Source organism: Pseudoxanthomonas sp. SORGH_AS_0997 (genome assembly GCF_031453535.1).
Lineage (GTDB): Bacteria > Pseudomonadota > Gammaproteobacteria > Xanthomonadales > Xanthomonadaceae > Pseudoxanthomonas_A > Pseudoxanthomonas_A winnipegensis.
Window position 1 is genome coordinate 1,104,361 of sequence record NZ_JAVIZI010000001.1, and the last position, 15,234, is coordinate 1,119,594.

At 67.0% G+C, this 15,234-nt stretch carries 7 protein-coding genes and 2 pseudogenes; 2 read left to right on the forward strand and 7 right to left on the reverse strand.

Annotation, left to right across the window (positions count from 1 at the left end; genetic code table 11):
- The first annotated feature begins 37 nt into the window (after positions 1-37).
- Complete coding sequence (locus QE438_RS05030; protein ID WP_307184009.1) at positions 38-4,513, forward strand: DEAD/DEAH box helicase; 4,476 nt, start codon at positions 38-40, stop codon at positions 4,511-4,513.
- Positions 4,514-4,555: 42 nt separating this feature from the next.
- Here the strand turns inward: QE438_RS05030 and QE438_RS05035 are convergent, their stop codons facing one another.
- The 7 genes and pseudogenes from QE438_RS05035 to QE438_RS05065 all read right to left on the reverse strand — a co-directional run bounded on the left by QE438_RS05035 (position 4,556) and on the right by QE438_RS05065 (position 12,165).
- Positions 4,556-4,846 carry a hypothetical protein gene (locus tag QE438_RS05035; RefSeq protein ID WP_307184008.1) on the reverse strand — a complete coding sequence of 97 codons (291 nt, stop codon included), beginning with the start codon at positions 4,844-4,846 and terminating at the stop codon, positions 4,556-4,558.
- Positions 4,847-5,369: 523 nt separating this feature from the next.
- Positions 5,370-5,774 carry a hypothetical protein gene (locus QE438_RS05040; RefSeq protein ID WP_307184007.1) on the reverse strand — a complete coding sequence of 135 codons (405 nt, stop codon included), beginning with the start codon at positions 5,772-5,774 and terminating at the stop codon, positions 5,370-5,372.
- Positions 5,775-6,219: 445 nt separating this feature from the next.
- The gene (locus QE438_RS05045; RefSeq protein WP_306992067.1) at positions 6,220-6,711 is read right to left on the reverse strand and encodes a hypothetical protein; all 492 of its coding nucleotides are present in this window, start codon (positions 6,709-6,711) and stop codon (positions 6,220-6,222) included.
- 80 nt (positions 6,712-6,791) lie between these two features.
- Entirely contained in the window at positions 6,792-7,421 is a 630-nt protein-coding gene (locus QE438_RS05050) for a hypothetical protein (protein WP_306992065.1), read from the reverse strand.
- A gap of 464 nt (positions 7,422-7,885) precedes the next feature.
- A pseudogene (gene mfd / locus QE438_RS05055) lies at positions 7,886-10,072 on the reverse strand (transcription-repair coupling factor); the annotation flags it as partial.
- Between the two features lie 159 nt (positions 10,073-10,231).
- Positions 10,232-11,500, reverse strand: a pseudogene (locus QE438_RS05060) (transcription-repair coupling factor); the annotation flags it as partial.
- An 83-nt stretch (positions 11,501-11,583) separates the two neighbouring features.
- Complete coding sequence (locus tag QE438_RS05065; RefSeq protein WP_306992063.1) at positions 11,584-12,165, reverse strand: GNAT family N-acetyltransferase; 582 nt, start codon at positions 12,163-12,165, stop codon at positions 11,584-11,586.
- Between the two features lie 777 nt (positions 12,166-12,942).
- Between QE438_RS05065 and QE438_RS05070 the strand changes: the two genes are divergently transcribed.
- Positions 12,943-15,234 (forward strand): TonB-dependent receptor, encoded by a 2,292-nt coding sequence (locus tag QE438_RS05070; protein ID WP_306992061.1) that lies wholly within the window; start codon positions 12,943-12,945, stop codon positions 15,232-15,234.

Below are 15,234 nucleotides of genomic sequence, written 5' to 3' on the forward strand. Positions count from 1 at the left end.
CGTCCCCATCTTGGGTTCACGCTTCCGTGCGAACGCCATGCCCGCCTTGTCCTTCCATCCCGCCGTCCAGCGCTGGTTCGCCGGGGCGTTCCCGTCGCCGACGGACGCCCAGGTCAAGGCGTGGCCGGCGATCCAGTCCGGCCGGCACACGCTGGTGGCCGCGCCGACCGGGTCGGGCAAGACGCTGACCGCCTTCCTGGCGGCGCTGGATGCGCTGGTGCGCGAGGGCGTGGCGGCCGGCGGCGCGCTGCCGGACGAGACCCGGGTGCTGTACGTCTCGCCGCTCAAGGCGCTGTCCAACGACATCCATCTGAACCTGGAAGCGCCGCTGGCCGGCATCCGCGCCGAACTGCACGCGCTGGCGCTGCCCGATGTGGCCATCCGCACCGCTGTGCGTACCGGCGACACCCCGCAGCGCGAGCGCGCCGCAGCGCGCAAGCTGCCGCCGCATGTGCTGGTGACCACGCCCGAGTCGCTGTACGTGCTGCTGGGCAGCGAATCGGGACGCGCCTCCCTGCGCCACGTGCGCACCGTCATCGTCGACGAGATCCACGCGGTCGCCGCCAGCAAGCGCGGCAGCCACCTGGCGCTGTCGCTGGAGCGCCTGGCCCACCTGTGCCAGTCCCCACCGGTGCGCGTGGGCCTGTCGGCCACGCAGAAGCCGATCGAGGAAGTCGCACGCTTCCTGGTCGGCAGCCGCCATGTGCACGGCGACACGCCGGATTGCGCCATCGTCGATATCGGCTACACGCGCCGGCGCGCTCTGGCGCTGGAGCTGCCGCCCACGCCGCTGTCGGTGGTGCTGTCCGGCGACCAGCTGCAGCAGATCCACGAGCGCATCGCCGCCCTGGTGCGGGAGCACCGCACCACGCTGGTGTTCGTCAACACCCGGCGCATGGCCGAGCGCGTGACCCGGCATCTGGGCGAGCTGCTGGGCAAGGACGCGGTGGCCGCGCACCACGGCAGCCTGGCGCGCGAGGCGCGGCTGCTGGCCGAACAGCGCCTCAAGGCCGGCCAGCTGCAGGTGCTGGTGGCCACCGCCTCGCTAGAGCTGGGCCTGGATATCGGCGATGTGGACCTGGTCTGCCAGATCGGCTCGCCGCGCTCCATCGCCACCTTCCTGCAGCGCGCCGGGCGCTCCGGCCATGCGGTCGGCGGCACGCCCAAGGCGCGGCTGTTTCCGCAGTCGCGCGATGAGCTGGTCGAATGCGCCGCGCTGCTCGATGCCGTGCAGCGCGGCGAACTGGACGCGCTGCATCTGCTCGAGGCGCCGCGCGACGTGCTGGCCCAGCAGATCGTGGCCGAGACCGCCACCCAGGACTGGGACGAGGACGCCTTGTTCGACCTAGTGCGTGGCGCCTGGCCGTATGCGCGGCTGACGCGCGAAGAATTCGACGCGGTGGTGCGCATGCTCTCCGAGGGCTTCGCCACCCGCAACGGCCAGCGCGCCGGCTACGTGCACCGCGATGCGGTCAACGGCCGCCTGCGCCAGCGCCGCGGCGCGCGCATGACGGCCCTGACCAGCGGCGGCACCATCCCCGAGACCGGCGACTACAGCGTGCTGCTGGAACCGCAGGCGCAGACCATCGGTACGGTCAACGAGGACTTCGCGGTCGAGAGCCTGGCCGGCGACGTGTTCCAGCTGGGCAATACCAGCTATCGCATCCTGCGTGTGGAGCCGGGCCGGGTGCGGGTGGAGGATGCGCGCGGCGCCGCGCCCAATATCCCGTTCTGGCTGGGCGAGGCGCCGGGCCGCACCGACGAACTGTCGCAGGCGGTCTCGCGCCTGCGCGCGGAGGTGGGTGAAGCGGCCGAGCGGGGCGGACGCGAGGCCGTGCTCGCGCTGCTGCGCACGCAGCTGCGGCTCGACGCCGAGGCAGCGCGGCAGATCGCCGATTACCTGGTCGCCGCGGCGACCGCGCTGGGCGCGCTGCCGACCCAGCAGCAGCTGGTGATGGAGCGCTTCTTCGACGGCAGCGGCGGCACCCAGCTGGTCATCCACAGCCCGTACGGCAGCCGGCTCAACCGCGCCTGGGGCCTGGCGCTGCGCAAGCGCTTCTGCCGCACCTTCAACTTCGAGCTGCAGGCGGCAGCGACCGAGGACGCCATCGTGCTGTCCCTGTCCACCAGCCACAGCTTCCCGCTGGAGGAGGTCTGGCACTACCTCAAGTCCGGCAGCGCGCTGGAGGTGCTGGTGCGGGCCTTGCTGGATGCGCCGCTGTTCGGCGTGCGCTGGCGCTGGAACGCGACCAACGCGCTGGCGCTGCCGCGCTTCACCGGCGGCCGCCGGACCGCGCCGCAGCTGCAGCGCATGAAGTCCGAGGATCTCCTCGCCACGGTATTCCCCGACCAGGTCGCCTGCCTGGAGAACATCGTCGGCGAACGCGAAGTCCCCGACCATCCGCTGGTCGCGCAGACGCTGGAGGATTGCCTGCATGAGGCGATGGACGCGCAAGGCTGGCTGGCGCTGCTGCGGCGCATGGAAAGCGGCCAGGTGCGCCTGCTGGCGCGCGATCTGACCGGCCCCTCGCCGCTGGCGGCCGAGGCGCTCAACGCGCGGCCCTACGCCTTCCTCGACGACGCGCCGTTGGAGGAGCGCCGCACCCAGGCTGTGCAGTCGCGCCGCTACGGCGACCCGGAAACGGCCGACGATCTGGGCCGGCTCGACCCCGAAGCCATCGCCGCCGTGCGCGCCGAGGCCTGGCCGCAGGCGCGCGACGCCGACGAACTGCACGAGGCCTTGAGCGGCCTGGGCGTGCTGACGCCGGCGGAAATCCATGCCAACGCCGGCTGGGCAGGCTGGCTGCAGCAGCTGGCGCAGGCCGGCCGCGCCGCGCGGCTGGTCGATGCGCAGGGCGCGCCGGGGCTGTGGATCGCCGCCGAGCGCCTAGCCCAGTTCGGCCCGCTCTACGCCGGCGCCGTTCCCGAGCCGGCCATCGCCGCGCCGCGCGGCTACGAAGTGGAGGACTGGCAGCCCGAGCCGGCCTTGCGCGAGCTGCTGCGCGCACGCCTGTCCGGATTCGGCCCGCTGCCGGCGGCCGTGATCGCGGCGGACCTGCAGCTGCCGCTGACTGAGGTGCAGGCCGGCCTGCTGGCCCTGCAGTCCGATGGCTTCGTCATCGCCGGCCGCTTCACGCCCGGCGCCGCGCAGGACGAGTGGTGCGAGCGCCACCTGCTGGCGCGCATCCACCGCTACACGCTGGGCCGGCTGCGGCGCGAGATCGAGCCGGTCCCGGCGCGCGACTACGCGCGCTTCCTGTTCCGCTGGCAGCATCTGGATGCCGAGTCGCGCGTGGCCGGCCCCGAGGCCCTGGCCGGCGTCCTGGCGCAGCTGGAAGGCTACGAGGCACAGGCCTCGGTCTGGGAGCACGAACTGCTCACGGCGCGGGTGCGCGACTACGCACCTTCGTGGCTGGACGAACTGTGCAGCGCTGGCCGCACCCTGTGGACGCGCCTGCGTCCGGCGCCTGGGGCCCCGGCCTCGGCGATGCCGTCATCCCCACGCACGCGGGGATCCAGCGCCTCGCGCGCGAAGACCGCCACCAAGGTCGCCAAGCCGGCCGGCGGCACCGGCCAGTCGCTGCGCGCCACACCCATCCTGCTGCTGCCGCGCCGCACCGCCGCCCACTGGACGCGGCTGGCGCCGCACGGCGAGGGCGAGGCCGCGCTGGGCTCGCGCGCGCAGCGCGTCGCCGACTATCTGGCGATGCACGGTGCCTCGTTCTTCGACGAGATCGCCGAGGGCACGCGGCTGCTGTCCACCGAACTGGAAGACGCCTTGTCCGAACTGGTCGCCCGCGGCCGCGCCCACTGCGACAGCTTCGGAGGCCTGCGCGCGCTGCTGGTGCCGGCCTCCAAGCGCCCGTCCGCGCTGTCGCGCAAGCGCCGGCGCGTGCCGCTGTTCGGCATCCAGGACGCGGGCCGGTGGGCGCTGGTGCGCAGCGCGCCGGAGGCCGAAGCCGACGACGCACAGGCCCGCGCCCTGCAGGCCGAGGCCCGCACGTCCTCGGTCGAACACATCGCCCGCGTGCTGCTGCAGCGCTATGGCGTGGTCGCCTGGCGCCTGCTCGAACGCGAGGCCACCTGGCTGCCGCCCTGGCGCGAACTGTCCCGCGTCTACCAGCGCCTGGAAGCGCGCGGCGAGATCCGCGGCGGCCGCTTCATCGAAGGCCTGAGCGGCGAACAGTTCGCCCTGCCTGAAGCGATCGGCCTGCTGCGCGACACCCGCCGCCGCCCGCACGAGGGCAGCCTGCTGGCGCTCTCGGCCTGCGACCCCGCCAACCTGCTCGGCACCGTCCTGCCCGGCGAACGCATCCCGCGCGTGCCCGGCAACCGCGTGGTCTACCGCGACGGCATGCCGATCGCGACCTGGGCCAGCGAGCGCTTCGAGGCGCTGATCGAACTGGATGCCGATGCGCGCGCTGCGGCGCTGGCGCTGATAACTGGCATGAGTTCAACGATTCAAAGTGGGAGAAAAACAGCGCTGGGAGCGGAGGTTAGTTCGCCGCTCTAGCTGGTAAAGAAGTGAACCTAGCCCTATTACCGCCAGAGTTAGTTAGGCTGTGCTGGAATTGCGATACGCCACGTAGCCTAAGATCTTCTCTACGCCAATAACTATCGCGGAGAGATTTTCATATAGAAAGTCTGCCTGTAACTCTGGATGATGCTGGCGAATTAGCTCATCAGCGACGTCCATGAACTCGCCTGGATTGAAGTTTTGAGGTCCGGCGCTCTCGAAAGCAGCAACTAATTCGAAAAGCCGCTCGTTATCAGATGAGTGGCAGGTGTGCCAAGTTGAAAAGCGCGCCCATCGGTCAATTGCGGAATGCAGTTCTCTGGAAATCACTGCCGAGTCTCCGGTGTAACTTGACGCCTGAGTTAAGCCGCGCCGCGGAGCAACGTCGGCTTGAATGAATTGCTAGGCCACAGTCTACTCACTGAAGGGTGGGCGTGACAATCTGGTGCCAGCGGGCGTGGCACTGCTGGCACAGGAAGCAAGTGGGCCACCGCTCGGACTCCGCACCAAAGAGGGCATACGGCGCCCAATGATGATTCTCTGCTCCCCACTGTCCGCAGACAGCGTAGGTTGGAAGCGGGCTTGTGGCGTCGATTGGCTCAGGGTCAATGCCAGATTTTTTCACGGCTTTAACTGACACGAAGTGCTTTGTGCGATGCCCACAATGGCCGCAGACGAAAAGGCATATGTTCTGGCCGCCAGAGTTCCTGCAACTACGAACCATCTATTGCTGCTCAAGCTCACACTTGGGGCATGAGTAGTCTGGCCACTCAAACGGTTTCGGCATGTCTGCTCTGAGGCCTAACGCCTGAACTAAGCCGCTCGGCGAAGCGCCGTCGGCTTGAATGAACTGTTAGCGCCCATGACGAAAGCGCAAGTGGATAATTGGTACGGTGGTAGGAGCAAGCTCTAGCTCGGAGCGCAACGAGCGGCGGAGCTCATCCAGAAGAGTGGTTGCAAATGCGCTTTGATTGATCGCGATCTCATTTGCAAAAATGTGAGCAAGAGCGACCTGCTTCTCTGAGCCAAATAGTTGTATGTCAGAAATTGCCGACTCCATATCTTTCCATGAATCTCGAGGCTGAACAGCGTCTGCTGATTTTTCAAGCTTCCTGTATGCGTCGATCAGGTAACCAATTATCAGCTCGCGTCTACGAACCGTCAGGTCTTTGCGGGAACTGAAGCGATGAGCAACGAACCATCCAGCAATGGCAACAGCCGCTGGAAGTAAGACTGAGACTGCTAGTTGCCAGTTCATGGGTGCTGACGCCTAGATTAAGCCGAGCCGCGAAGCGACGTCGGCTTGAATAAATTGTTAGGCCCAGCCTGCGCTATGCAGGACCAATTTGCGAGGGTGGGCCCAGCCGTAAATGAAGTTGCGAACATCGTTAACTTTTGGCCTAGCATTGTCTAACTTTCCACAGGTGGAACAGTTTGACCGCCGTCAGCCAGGGCATTGTAAGACCTCTAAGGACCTCTGGAATTGCGATGCGCACCCTTTGTCGCGCTCACGCTCCATCTTCGCTGATCTTCTTCCGATTAGCCAAGAATGCGAGAAGCGCGATAAAGATTGAGATCAAGGTCAAGGTCAAGGCACTGATGCCGATCCTGATCCACCGGATGCAATTTCCTAAACAAGCGATCATCTTCAACTGCGGCGCCGACCCGCGAAGCGGATTTGGCTTGAATAAGTTGTTAGCGGCTCAGGCGAGAACCTGTTGGAGGAGATCCGCGACCTTGTCATGGATGAACTCCGGCGTGATCTGCTCAAGCTGGAAGTCGCCGATAGAGCCGGCCGAGCCTCCGCGCATTGGCGAAATTGTGTTTTGGTGAAGCCAGGCGCACTTCTTGGACTTGTTGCAAATTACAGACAGGTGTGGTCCCTCATTGAAGGCACGATAAGACCGTCCATCATCCATTGGGAATCTCAGCGAGACAGATGCGCTTTGGCTCTTGCCGTCGTACGACACCATGTCTTGCTGTGTATCGACTAGATATTTTAGCCCTTGCGATTCGGCATATTTGCCAATCTCTTCAAAGGCAGGCTTGATTACAGAATCGACGACTGCAAGAAATTCTGACAAGAACTCAGCCTCAGCATCTAGTCTTACTTGTTGGGCTTTCTGCTTTTTGTCTTGCGCATCTTGATGGGCGGCAAAAATTCCATCAAGACGACCCTTTGTTTCGCTCTTCATTGCAGTCCTCGATGATGTGTGGGAGCAGCTAACGCCTGAATTAAGCCGACCTGTGAAGCGGGTTCGGCTTGAATGAAATATTATGCCTCTAGGCAGAAGTTGTGGAAGCGCCTTCCGAACGGAGATACTTGAGCAATCTCTTGCAGAGAGTTGTCAGCGCCGCCGCCAATGGCGAATGAGTTTTGACTGGTAATAAGAAAGCCACGAGCTTTCAGCCTGCCGATGGCCCCCACGATTGCGTATTGCTCGGCACCAGGCTTTTGAAGGGTGCCGACCTGCACTCGTGCGGAGCCGTTGACGAATGCCAAGAGCTCACACTCAAGTAGGCTCATCTCATCAAGTGCATTAAGAAAGTACTTTCTCTCGTCGAAGTTGCCAGCAACCGGCTGGAGAAGGGTATGCTTGAGGTAATTCTTAAAGAACTGCCGTTTTTCGTTGGTTGGTTCAGTTTCAACTTTCTCGTGCAACGACTCCATGATCGCTTCTAAAGCAGGAGCATCCTGCTGCTCGATTGGGGGAATGGCATCTTTGAGTTGCTTGAGTTCTTCGGCGAGTTCCGTATAGAACGATTCGATGCGCTTAAATCGCTTCTCTTGCTTGGTCCCGAAATACAGCGTGCAAAGCGATCCACCCACGTACGGAATGAGTTGAATGCCGGTTTGGATAGCTAAGTCCCGCTTCTCTTTGCCGTTCAATGTGTCATCTGCCAAGACTGTCTCCCCTGAGGCATAACGCCTATTAGGTGTTGAATTCTACGAGTTCCGCGATTCGATTCAGCAGGCCTCTTACGGATCTCGCCGGATTACCGTTTTGCGCCGATGGGTTGCCCACGCATTCGCTCTTTCGGGCGGCAGATCAGACATGTGGATGCGTAGGCGTAACGATTACGCCATTGGCTGCGTAAGTGTAAGGCGGCAGCGTGCTGATCCATGCATTCCCCAAAGCGCGTGACTGGCATCCCGGCTGGAGGCGAGCATAGCGCTGTGTCGACTGGCTCGGGAGGGGGCATGAGGCGCGGGAAGTGAGAGAAGCAAGGCCACTCGCTGCGCTCGTCCCCCTCATCGGCTCTTCGGGCCCCTCTCCCAATCGCTAGGGGGAAGGGGCCGTCCGACTTTCTGACGCTGGTCGTTACTGGCAGGCATCTGCAATACGAGACGAAGCAGGTGCTACGCATTTACAACGCCGCCGGCGCCAGCGCCGCCATCAGCCCCTTGGCCGCGTTGAACCGGTCAGCCGGCTCGGGCAGGGGGAGCTTGATCTTCAGCTTGTCCGGGCCGTCCATGGCGTAGATGCGGGGCTGCTTCTGGATCAGCTGGATGACGGTCATCGGGTCGACCTTGGGCTTGGCCTCGAACACGATGCGCCCGCCACTCTCGCCCAGCTCCAGCTTGCGGATGCCGAGCGCGTCGGCGCTGAGCTTGAGTTCGGCGGTGGCGAACAGGTGTTTGACCGGGTCGGGCAGCAGGCCGAAGCGGTCGATCATCTCGACCTGCAGCTCGCGCAGTTCGTCCACGTCGCGGGCGCTGGAGATGCGCTTGTACAGGGTCAGGCGCGTATGCACATCGGGCAGGTAGTCCTCGGGGATCAGCGCCGGCACGTGCAGGCCGATCTCGGCGCCGCGAGCCTCTTCGCCCACGTCCACGTCGGGCAGGTGGCCGCGGCGGATCGAGCGCACGGCGCGGTCCAGCAGCTCGGTGTACAGGCTGAAGCCGATCTCGGCCATCTGGCCGCTCTGGTCCTCGCCCAGCAGTTCGCCGGCGCCGCGGATCTCCAGGTCGTGGGTGGAGAGCATGAAGCCGGCGCCCAGTTCGTCCATCGAGGAGATCGCCTCCAACCGGCGCCGCGCGTCGTCGGTCAGCGCACGCGTTTCCGGCGCCACCAGATAGGCGTAGGAGCGGTGATGCGAGCGACCGACGCGGCCGCGCAGCTGGTGCAGCTGGGCCAGGCCGAAGCGGTCGGCGCGGTTGATGATGATGGTGTTGGCGTTGGGGATGTCGATGCCCGACTCAATGATGGTCGAGCACAGCAGCACGTTGAAGCGCTGCTTCTGGAAGCCCAGCATCACCTGCTCCAGCTCACGCTCGGGCATCTGGCCGTGGGCCACGCCGATGCGCGCCTCGGGCACCAGCGCCTGCAGGTCGCGCTGCATGCGGCCGATGCTCTCCACATCGTTGTGCAGGAAATACACCTGGCCGCCGCGGGCGAGCTCGCGCTGGAAGGCCTCGCGCAGCAGCGCCTCGTCCCACACGGTGACGAAGGTCTGCACCGCCATGCGGTTGGCCGGCGGGGTGGCGATGATCGACAGGTCGCGCAGGCCGGCCATGGCCATGTTGAGCGTGCGCGGGATCGGCGTGGCGGTCAGGGTGAGCAGGTGCACGTTGGCGCGCATGGCCTTGAGCGCCTCCTTCTGGCGCACGCCGAAGCGCTGCTCCTCATCGACGATCACCAACCCCAAGTCCTTGAACTTGACGTCGGCCTGCAGCAGGCGATGGGTGCCGACGATCACGTCCAGCTGGCCCTCGGCCACCTTGGCCAGTTCGGCCTTGATCTCCTTGGTCGACTTGAAGCGCGAGAGCACTTCCACGCGCAGCGGCCAGTCGGCGAAGCGGTCGCGGAAGTTGCGGTAGTGCTGCTCGGCCAGCAGCGTGGTCGGCACCAGCACGGCCACCTGCTTGCCGGCGCTGGCCGCGGCGAAGGCCGCGCGCACGGCGACCTCGGTCTTGCCGAAGCCCACGTCGCCGCAGACCACCCGGTCCATCGGCTGGCTGCTGGCCAGATCGCGCAACACCGCCTCGATGGCCGCGTGCTGGTCCGGCGTCTCCTCGAAGGGGAAGGTCGCGGCGAACGGCTCGTACATGGCCCGGTCCACGTCCAGCGCCAGGCCGGCGCGGGCCTGGCGGCGGGCCTGGATCTCCAGCAGTTCGGCGGCCACGTCGCGCACCTTCTCCGCGGCGCGGCGCTTGGCCTTGGTCCAGGCCTCGCCGCCGAGCGAATGCAACGGGGCGGTCTCCACCGAGGCGCCGGAGTAGCGGCTGATCAGGTGCAGCTGGGCCACCGGCACGTACAGGCGGTCGCCCTTGGCGTACTCGATCTCCACGTACTCGGCCGGCATGCCACCGGCCTCCAGCGTCACCAGGCCGCGGTAGCGGCCCACGCCGTGGTCCTCGTGCACGATCGGCGCGCCCTCGGACAGCTCGCCCAGGTCGCGGATGATCGCCTCGGGCTCCTTGCCGCTGCGGCGCCGGCGATGCGGCTGGTTGGCGCGCTCGGGGAACAGCTGGCGCTCGGTCAGCACCGCGATGCGCGGGGCCTCCAGGGCGAAGCCGTCTTCCAGCGGCGACACGGCGATGGCGAACTTCAGCGGCGCGGCCTCGCCGTCGCTGGCAGTGAGCCCCTCTCCCGTCGGGAGAGGGGTTGGGGTGAGGGTTAGGGACGTGCGCGATGGTTCGGATCTGGCTGACTCCGTCGCACCCTCATCCGGCGCTCCGCGCCACCTTCTCCCGGAGGGAGAAGGATCAAAGAATGCTCTGAAGTCGGGGACCACGTCGGGCTTGAGCCCGGCCGACTGCATCACCTCCAGCAGCGCCTCGCGGCGGCCGGCCGAGTCGGCCGCCACCAGCACGCCGCCGGGGTAGCCTTCGATGAACTGGCGCAGCGCATGGCCGGCGGGCGCGTCGCGCGGGGCCAGCGGCAGCGGCGGCAGTGTGACGTCGCCCAGCGGGGTGGCGTCCTCAACGCGCGGATGCGTCGGCCCGCACAGCTCCACGCGCGGACGCTGGTTGAGCAGCTCGCGCAACGGGTTGGGCGCCAGGTACAGCTCCTCGGGCGGCAGCACCGGGTGCTCGACATCGTGCCGGCGCTGTTCGTAGCGCGACTGTGCCTGCAGCCAGAACGCGTCGGCGTTGGCCAGCGCGGCATCGGCCAGCACCGGCAGCGCCTTGTCGCCCACGTAGTCGAACAGGGTGGCGGTCTGCTCGTAGAACAGCGGCAGGTAGTACTCGATGCCGGCCGGCGCCAGGCCGGACTTGAGGTCCTGGTAGAGGCTGCTGCGGCGCGTGTCCACGTCGAAGCGCTCGCGCAGGGCGTTCATCGCCTTCTCCACGCTGCGCGGGTCCAGCGGTACCTCGCGCCCGGGCAGGATGCGGATCGCCTCGGTCTTCTCCAGCGAGCGCTGGGTCTCCGGGTCGAAGGCGCGGATGGTGTCGATGCTCTCGTCGAACAGCTCGATGCGCAGCGGCGCCTTGGCGCCCATCGGATAGACGTCCAGCAGGCCGCCGCGCACGGCGAAGTCGCCCGGATCCTGCACCTGCGGCACGTTGCGGTAGCTGGCCGCTTCCAGCCGGCGCTTCTCGGTGTCGAAGTCCAGCTTCTCGCCGACCCCGTAGTCGAAGCTGCTGCCGGACATGCGCGCCACCGGCGCCAGGCGCTGCATCAGGGTCTGCACCGGCACCACCACGATGCCGCGCGCCAGGGTGGGCAGGCGATTCAGCGCGGCCAGGCGCTGGGAGACGATGTCAGGATGCGGGCTGAAGCGGTCGTAGGGCAGGGTTTCCCAGTCCGGGAACGGCAGCACCGGCAGTGCGGCGTCGGGGCCGAGCAGGGTGTGCAGGTCCGATTCGATCTGGTGCGCGGCGTGGTTGTCCGCGGCGATGGCCAGCAGCGGGCCATCATGGGCGCGCGCGGCCTGGATCAGGTACCAGGCCAGGGCGGTCGGGGAGGCGGGGGCGCGCCACCAGGCGCGCGCGTGGCCGGCGCGAGGCAGCGGCGGGGAGGGGACGGGCTTACTCATCAGCCCACCATTTTAACTTGGCCGGCAAGCCCGGCCGCGTGAGGCGGCCGGTACGCTCGGAGCGCTCGGCGGGGCGAGGCGCTTCAGGCCGGGCTGGTGGTCTCGGCGGGCAGGCGCCCGTCGGCGGTGTCCAGGTCCAGCACCACGCGCACCAGCCGCTGGGCCGGGCGCTCGGGCAGGACGCGGAAGCCGAGCGAGCGCACCAGCTGCAGCATGGGCTGGTTGTCGTGCTGCACATCGCCGAGCAGCTGCCGCAGATTGCGGCCGCGCGCCCATTTGACCAGCCTGCGCATCAGGTGACGGCCCACGCCCTGGCCGGCGATGAAGCGGCTGACCAGTACGGCGTATTCGGCCTGCTGGCCATCGGGCAGCACCCGGGCCCTGGCCACGGCGCCGACCAGCGCCTCGCCGGGAGGCAAGGGCTCGGCCGCCACCAGGGCGAATTCGGTTCTTGGGTCCGGGCTGCACAGGCGCGCGGCCTGGTCCGCCGGAAGTTCGGCCATGGTCGTGAGAAAGCGCTGGCGGATCTCGATCGGTTCCAGCAGCTCGAATGCACCACGGATCGGAGCCGCATCCTCTTGCCGGATGGGGCGGATCAGCAGTTCCCGGCCGTCACGCAACCGGAAGTTCTCATGCCACGGCGGCAGTCGCTTTTGCCCGCTCATGGAACCGATGCTGGCACGGGCCGGGTGAAGTCCGGATTGACATGGGTGATGACGGTGCGGACAGGGTAGGGCGCATGGAAAGCGGGGGCTGTGCGTGTCGGTGAGATGGCTTGGGCACCGGTTGGTCGCCTGGCTGAAACCCGGGTGCCGGTCAGACCCAGGGCCTTGGGCGATTCGCGCGAACGTCCATGGGTTCCCGCGTTCGCGGGAACGACGAGGGTGGGGTTCGAAGCTCGATGACCGGGGTGAGCTTCCGAGCTTGATGGTCATGGTGAGCTTTCAGGCTTGATGGGCGTGGCCAGGCAAGCTTGATGACCGTTGCGCGACGCGACCGGCGCTGACACGGCATGGACACAGCTTCGCCACTGCCGTCATCTGCCGTGGCCACGACAACGACGGCAGCGACAACCCTGACCGTCATTCCCGCGAACGCGGGAATCCAGCGTCTTGCGCTTTGCCGCGTGAAAGTCCCTGGATTCCCGCGTTCGCGGGAATGACGAAGGTTGGGATCAAAAGTCTCGGGCGAGCGCTGTCGGACGCCATGCTTGCCGGTCGCCGTCAGACCCCCAGCTTGGGTCAGATGCCTCTGCTCGTCATTCCCGCGAACGCGGGAATCCATGGACGTCCAGGCGTCGCATCAACCGGGTTCGCCATCGCCGCGCGCCGCTGAACCTGCCGCACCGACATGGCACCCACACCCGACTGTCATCTGCCCGTCGTATTGCTGCAGCGCAGCGCCGATATCGTCGCTGGCCCTTGCATCTGCCTCATCTCCCCATGACATCACGCCTCGCGCTCGCCTCGCGGCTGCCGGTGGTCCTGACCGTGCTCGCCGCACCGCTGCACGCCCAGACCACCGACGGCGTCGCCGCCACCGACCCTTCCAAGCCCGCCGAGCTGTCGCAGATCGTGGTGTACGGCGATGGCGCCGTGCGCGCCGAGCAGACGGTCTCGGCCCAGGCCATCGACCTGCTGGCACCGGGCAGCTCGCCGCTGAAGGCCATCGCCCGGCTGCCGGGCGTGGCGCTGCAGTCCTCCGATCCGTTCGGCACCTACGAGCTGGGCACGCGCCTGTCGGTGCGCGGCTTCAACCAGAGCCAGATGGGCTACACCCTGGACGGCGTGCCGCTGGGCGACATGTTCTACAACACCTGGAACGGCCTGCACATCAGCCGCGCCATCGCCGCCGAGAACATCGACCGGGTGGTGTTCGCCCAGGGCGCGGGCGGGCTGGGCGTGGCCTCGACCAGCAACCTGGGCGGCAGCCTGCAGTTCTATTCGCGGCCGCTGGAGGACAAGGCCGGCGGCGAGGTGGCCGCGACGTACGGCAGCGATGCGGCCACGCACGTTTTCGCCCGCGCCGAGACCGGCCAGCTGTCCACCGGCACCCGCCTGTCCATCTCCGGCGTCTACCACGACGCGGACAAGTGGAAGGGCAGCGGCACCCAGCCCGACCGCAAGCTCAACACCAAGTGGGAGCAGGAGATCGGCCGCGCCACGCTGACCACCTGGGTCAACTACTCGCTGCACCGCGAGCGCAACTACGCCGACCTCTCGCCGGCCACGCTGCGCACCATCGGCTACGACCTGGACTTCCTGGCGCCGGACTACGCCACGGCCATCCTGCTCTCGCAGGTCGATGCCAACCGCAAGGCCGCCGCGGCGCGCAAGCCGCTGCCGTTCCCGTCGGCCGGCACGCAGTTCCCGGCGCCGTACAAGACCGTCAACGACACCTATTACGACAGCGGCGGCATCCGCCGCGACTGGCTGGGCGCCAGCACGCTGGAAGTGCCGGTGGGCGACTGGCTCAACCTGAAGGGCACCTACTACCGCCACACCGACAAGGGCTCGGGCGGCATCTATACGCCGGCGGTGTTCAGCCCCGACGGCTTCCCGCTGTCGGTGCGCACCACCGAATACGGCGTGGACCGCGATGGCGCGCTGCTGGAGGCCACCGCCACGCTGGGCGCGCACAGCCTGCAGGCGACCTACTGGTACGAGGACAACCGCGGCTCCACCGATCGCAATTACTACGCGGCCAGTCTGAGCCACCGCCCGGATGTGACCGACTTCCTGTCCAACCCGTTCCGCAGCGACTTCCTCACCGACCTCACCACCATCACCAACCAGGTCTCGCTGAGCGATCGCTGGTCGGTCAACGATCGGCTGACCATCGACGCCGGCTTCAAGGGCGCCAAGGTGCGCAACGGCATCGTCACCCGGGCCGGCACGCCGTTCATCAACGGCCATATCGAGGCCAAGGACTGGTTCCAGCCGCAGGTGGGCGCGGCCTGGCGCGTGGGCGGCAGCGAGTTCTTCGCCAACTATGCCGAGAACATGCGCGCCTTCCAGAGCTCGTTCCGCGGGCCGTTCGGCACCACCCAGGCCGGGTTCGAGGCGATCCGCGGCACGCTCAAGCCGGAGACCTCGCGCACGGTGGAGGGCGGCTGGCGCTTCGATGCCGATGCGCTGCGCGGCTCGCTGACGCTGTACCACGTCAAGTTCGAGAACCGCCTGCTGGCGGCCTTCAGCTCGGCCAACATCCTGGGCAATCCCAGCGTGCTGCAGAACGTGGGCAGCGTGACCAGCCAGGGCGTGGAGGCCGGCCTGACCTGGCGCATCGACCCGGCGCTGTCGCTGATCGGTTCCTATTCCTACAACGACAGCCAGTACGACGACGACACCGTCAACGGCACCACCACGGTGCCCACGCGCGGCGTGCGGCCGGTGGACACCCCGGCGCAGTTGGCCAAGCTGGAGCTCAACTACGACGACGGCACGGTCTTCGGCAACCTGTCCGGTGCCTACACCTCCAAGCGCAATGTGACCTACACCGGCGATGTCACCACGCCGGGCTACACCCTGGTCGATGCGACGCTGGGCTACCGCCTCGCAGGCGGGATCTGGGACAACAGCGAGATCCAGCTCAACGCCACCAACCTGCTGGACAAGCGCTACATCGCCGCGCTGGGCTCGGGGCAGTTCTTCAACACCGCCGCCTCGCTCAACAACACCATGCAGGCCGGCGCGCCGCGGCAGGTGTTCGTGACCCTGCGCAAGAAGTTCTAG

What these genes read in the sequence shown, in the direction of transcription:
- QE438_RS05030 (WP_307184009.1), top strand. Translation starts at nt 38, where the DNA reads ATGCCCGCCTTGTCCTTCCATCCCGCCGTCCAGCGCTGGTTCGCCGGG.
- QE438_RS05040 (WP_307184007.1), bottom strand. Translation starts at nt 5,774, where the DNA reads ATGAACTGGCAACTAGCAGTCTCAGTCTTACTTCCAGCGGCTGTTGCC.
- QE438_RS05045 (WP_306992067.1), bottom strand. Translation starts at nt 6,711, where the DNA reads ATGAAGAGCGAAACAAAGGGTCGTCTTGATGGAATTTTTGCCGCCCAT.
- QE438_RS05065 (WP_306992063.1), bottom strand. Translation starts at nt 12,165, where the DNA reads ATGAGCGGGCAAAAGCGACTGCCGCCGTGGCATGAGAACTTCCGGTTG.
- QE438_RS05070 (WP_306992061.1), top strand. Translation starts at nt 12,943, where the DNA reads ATGACATCACGCCTCGCGCTCGCCTCGCGGCTGCCGGTGGTCCTGACC.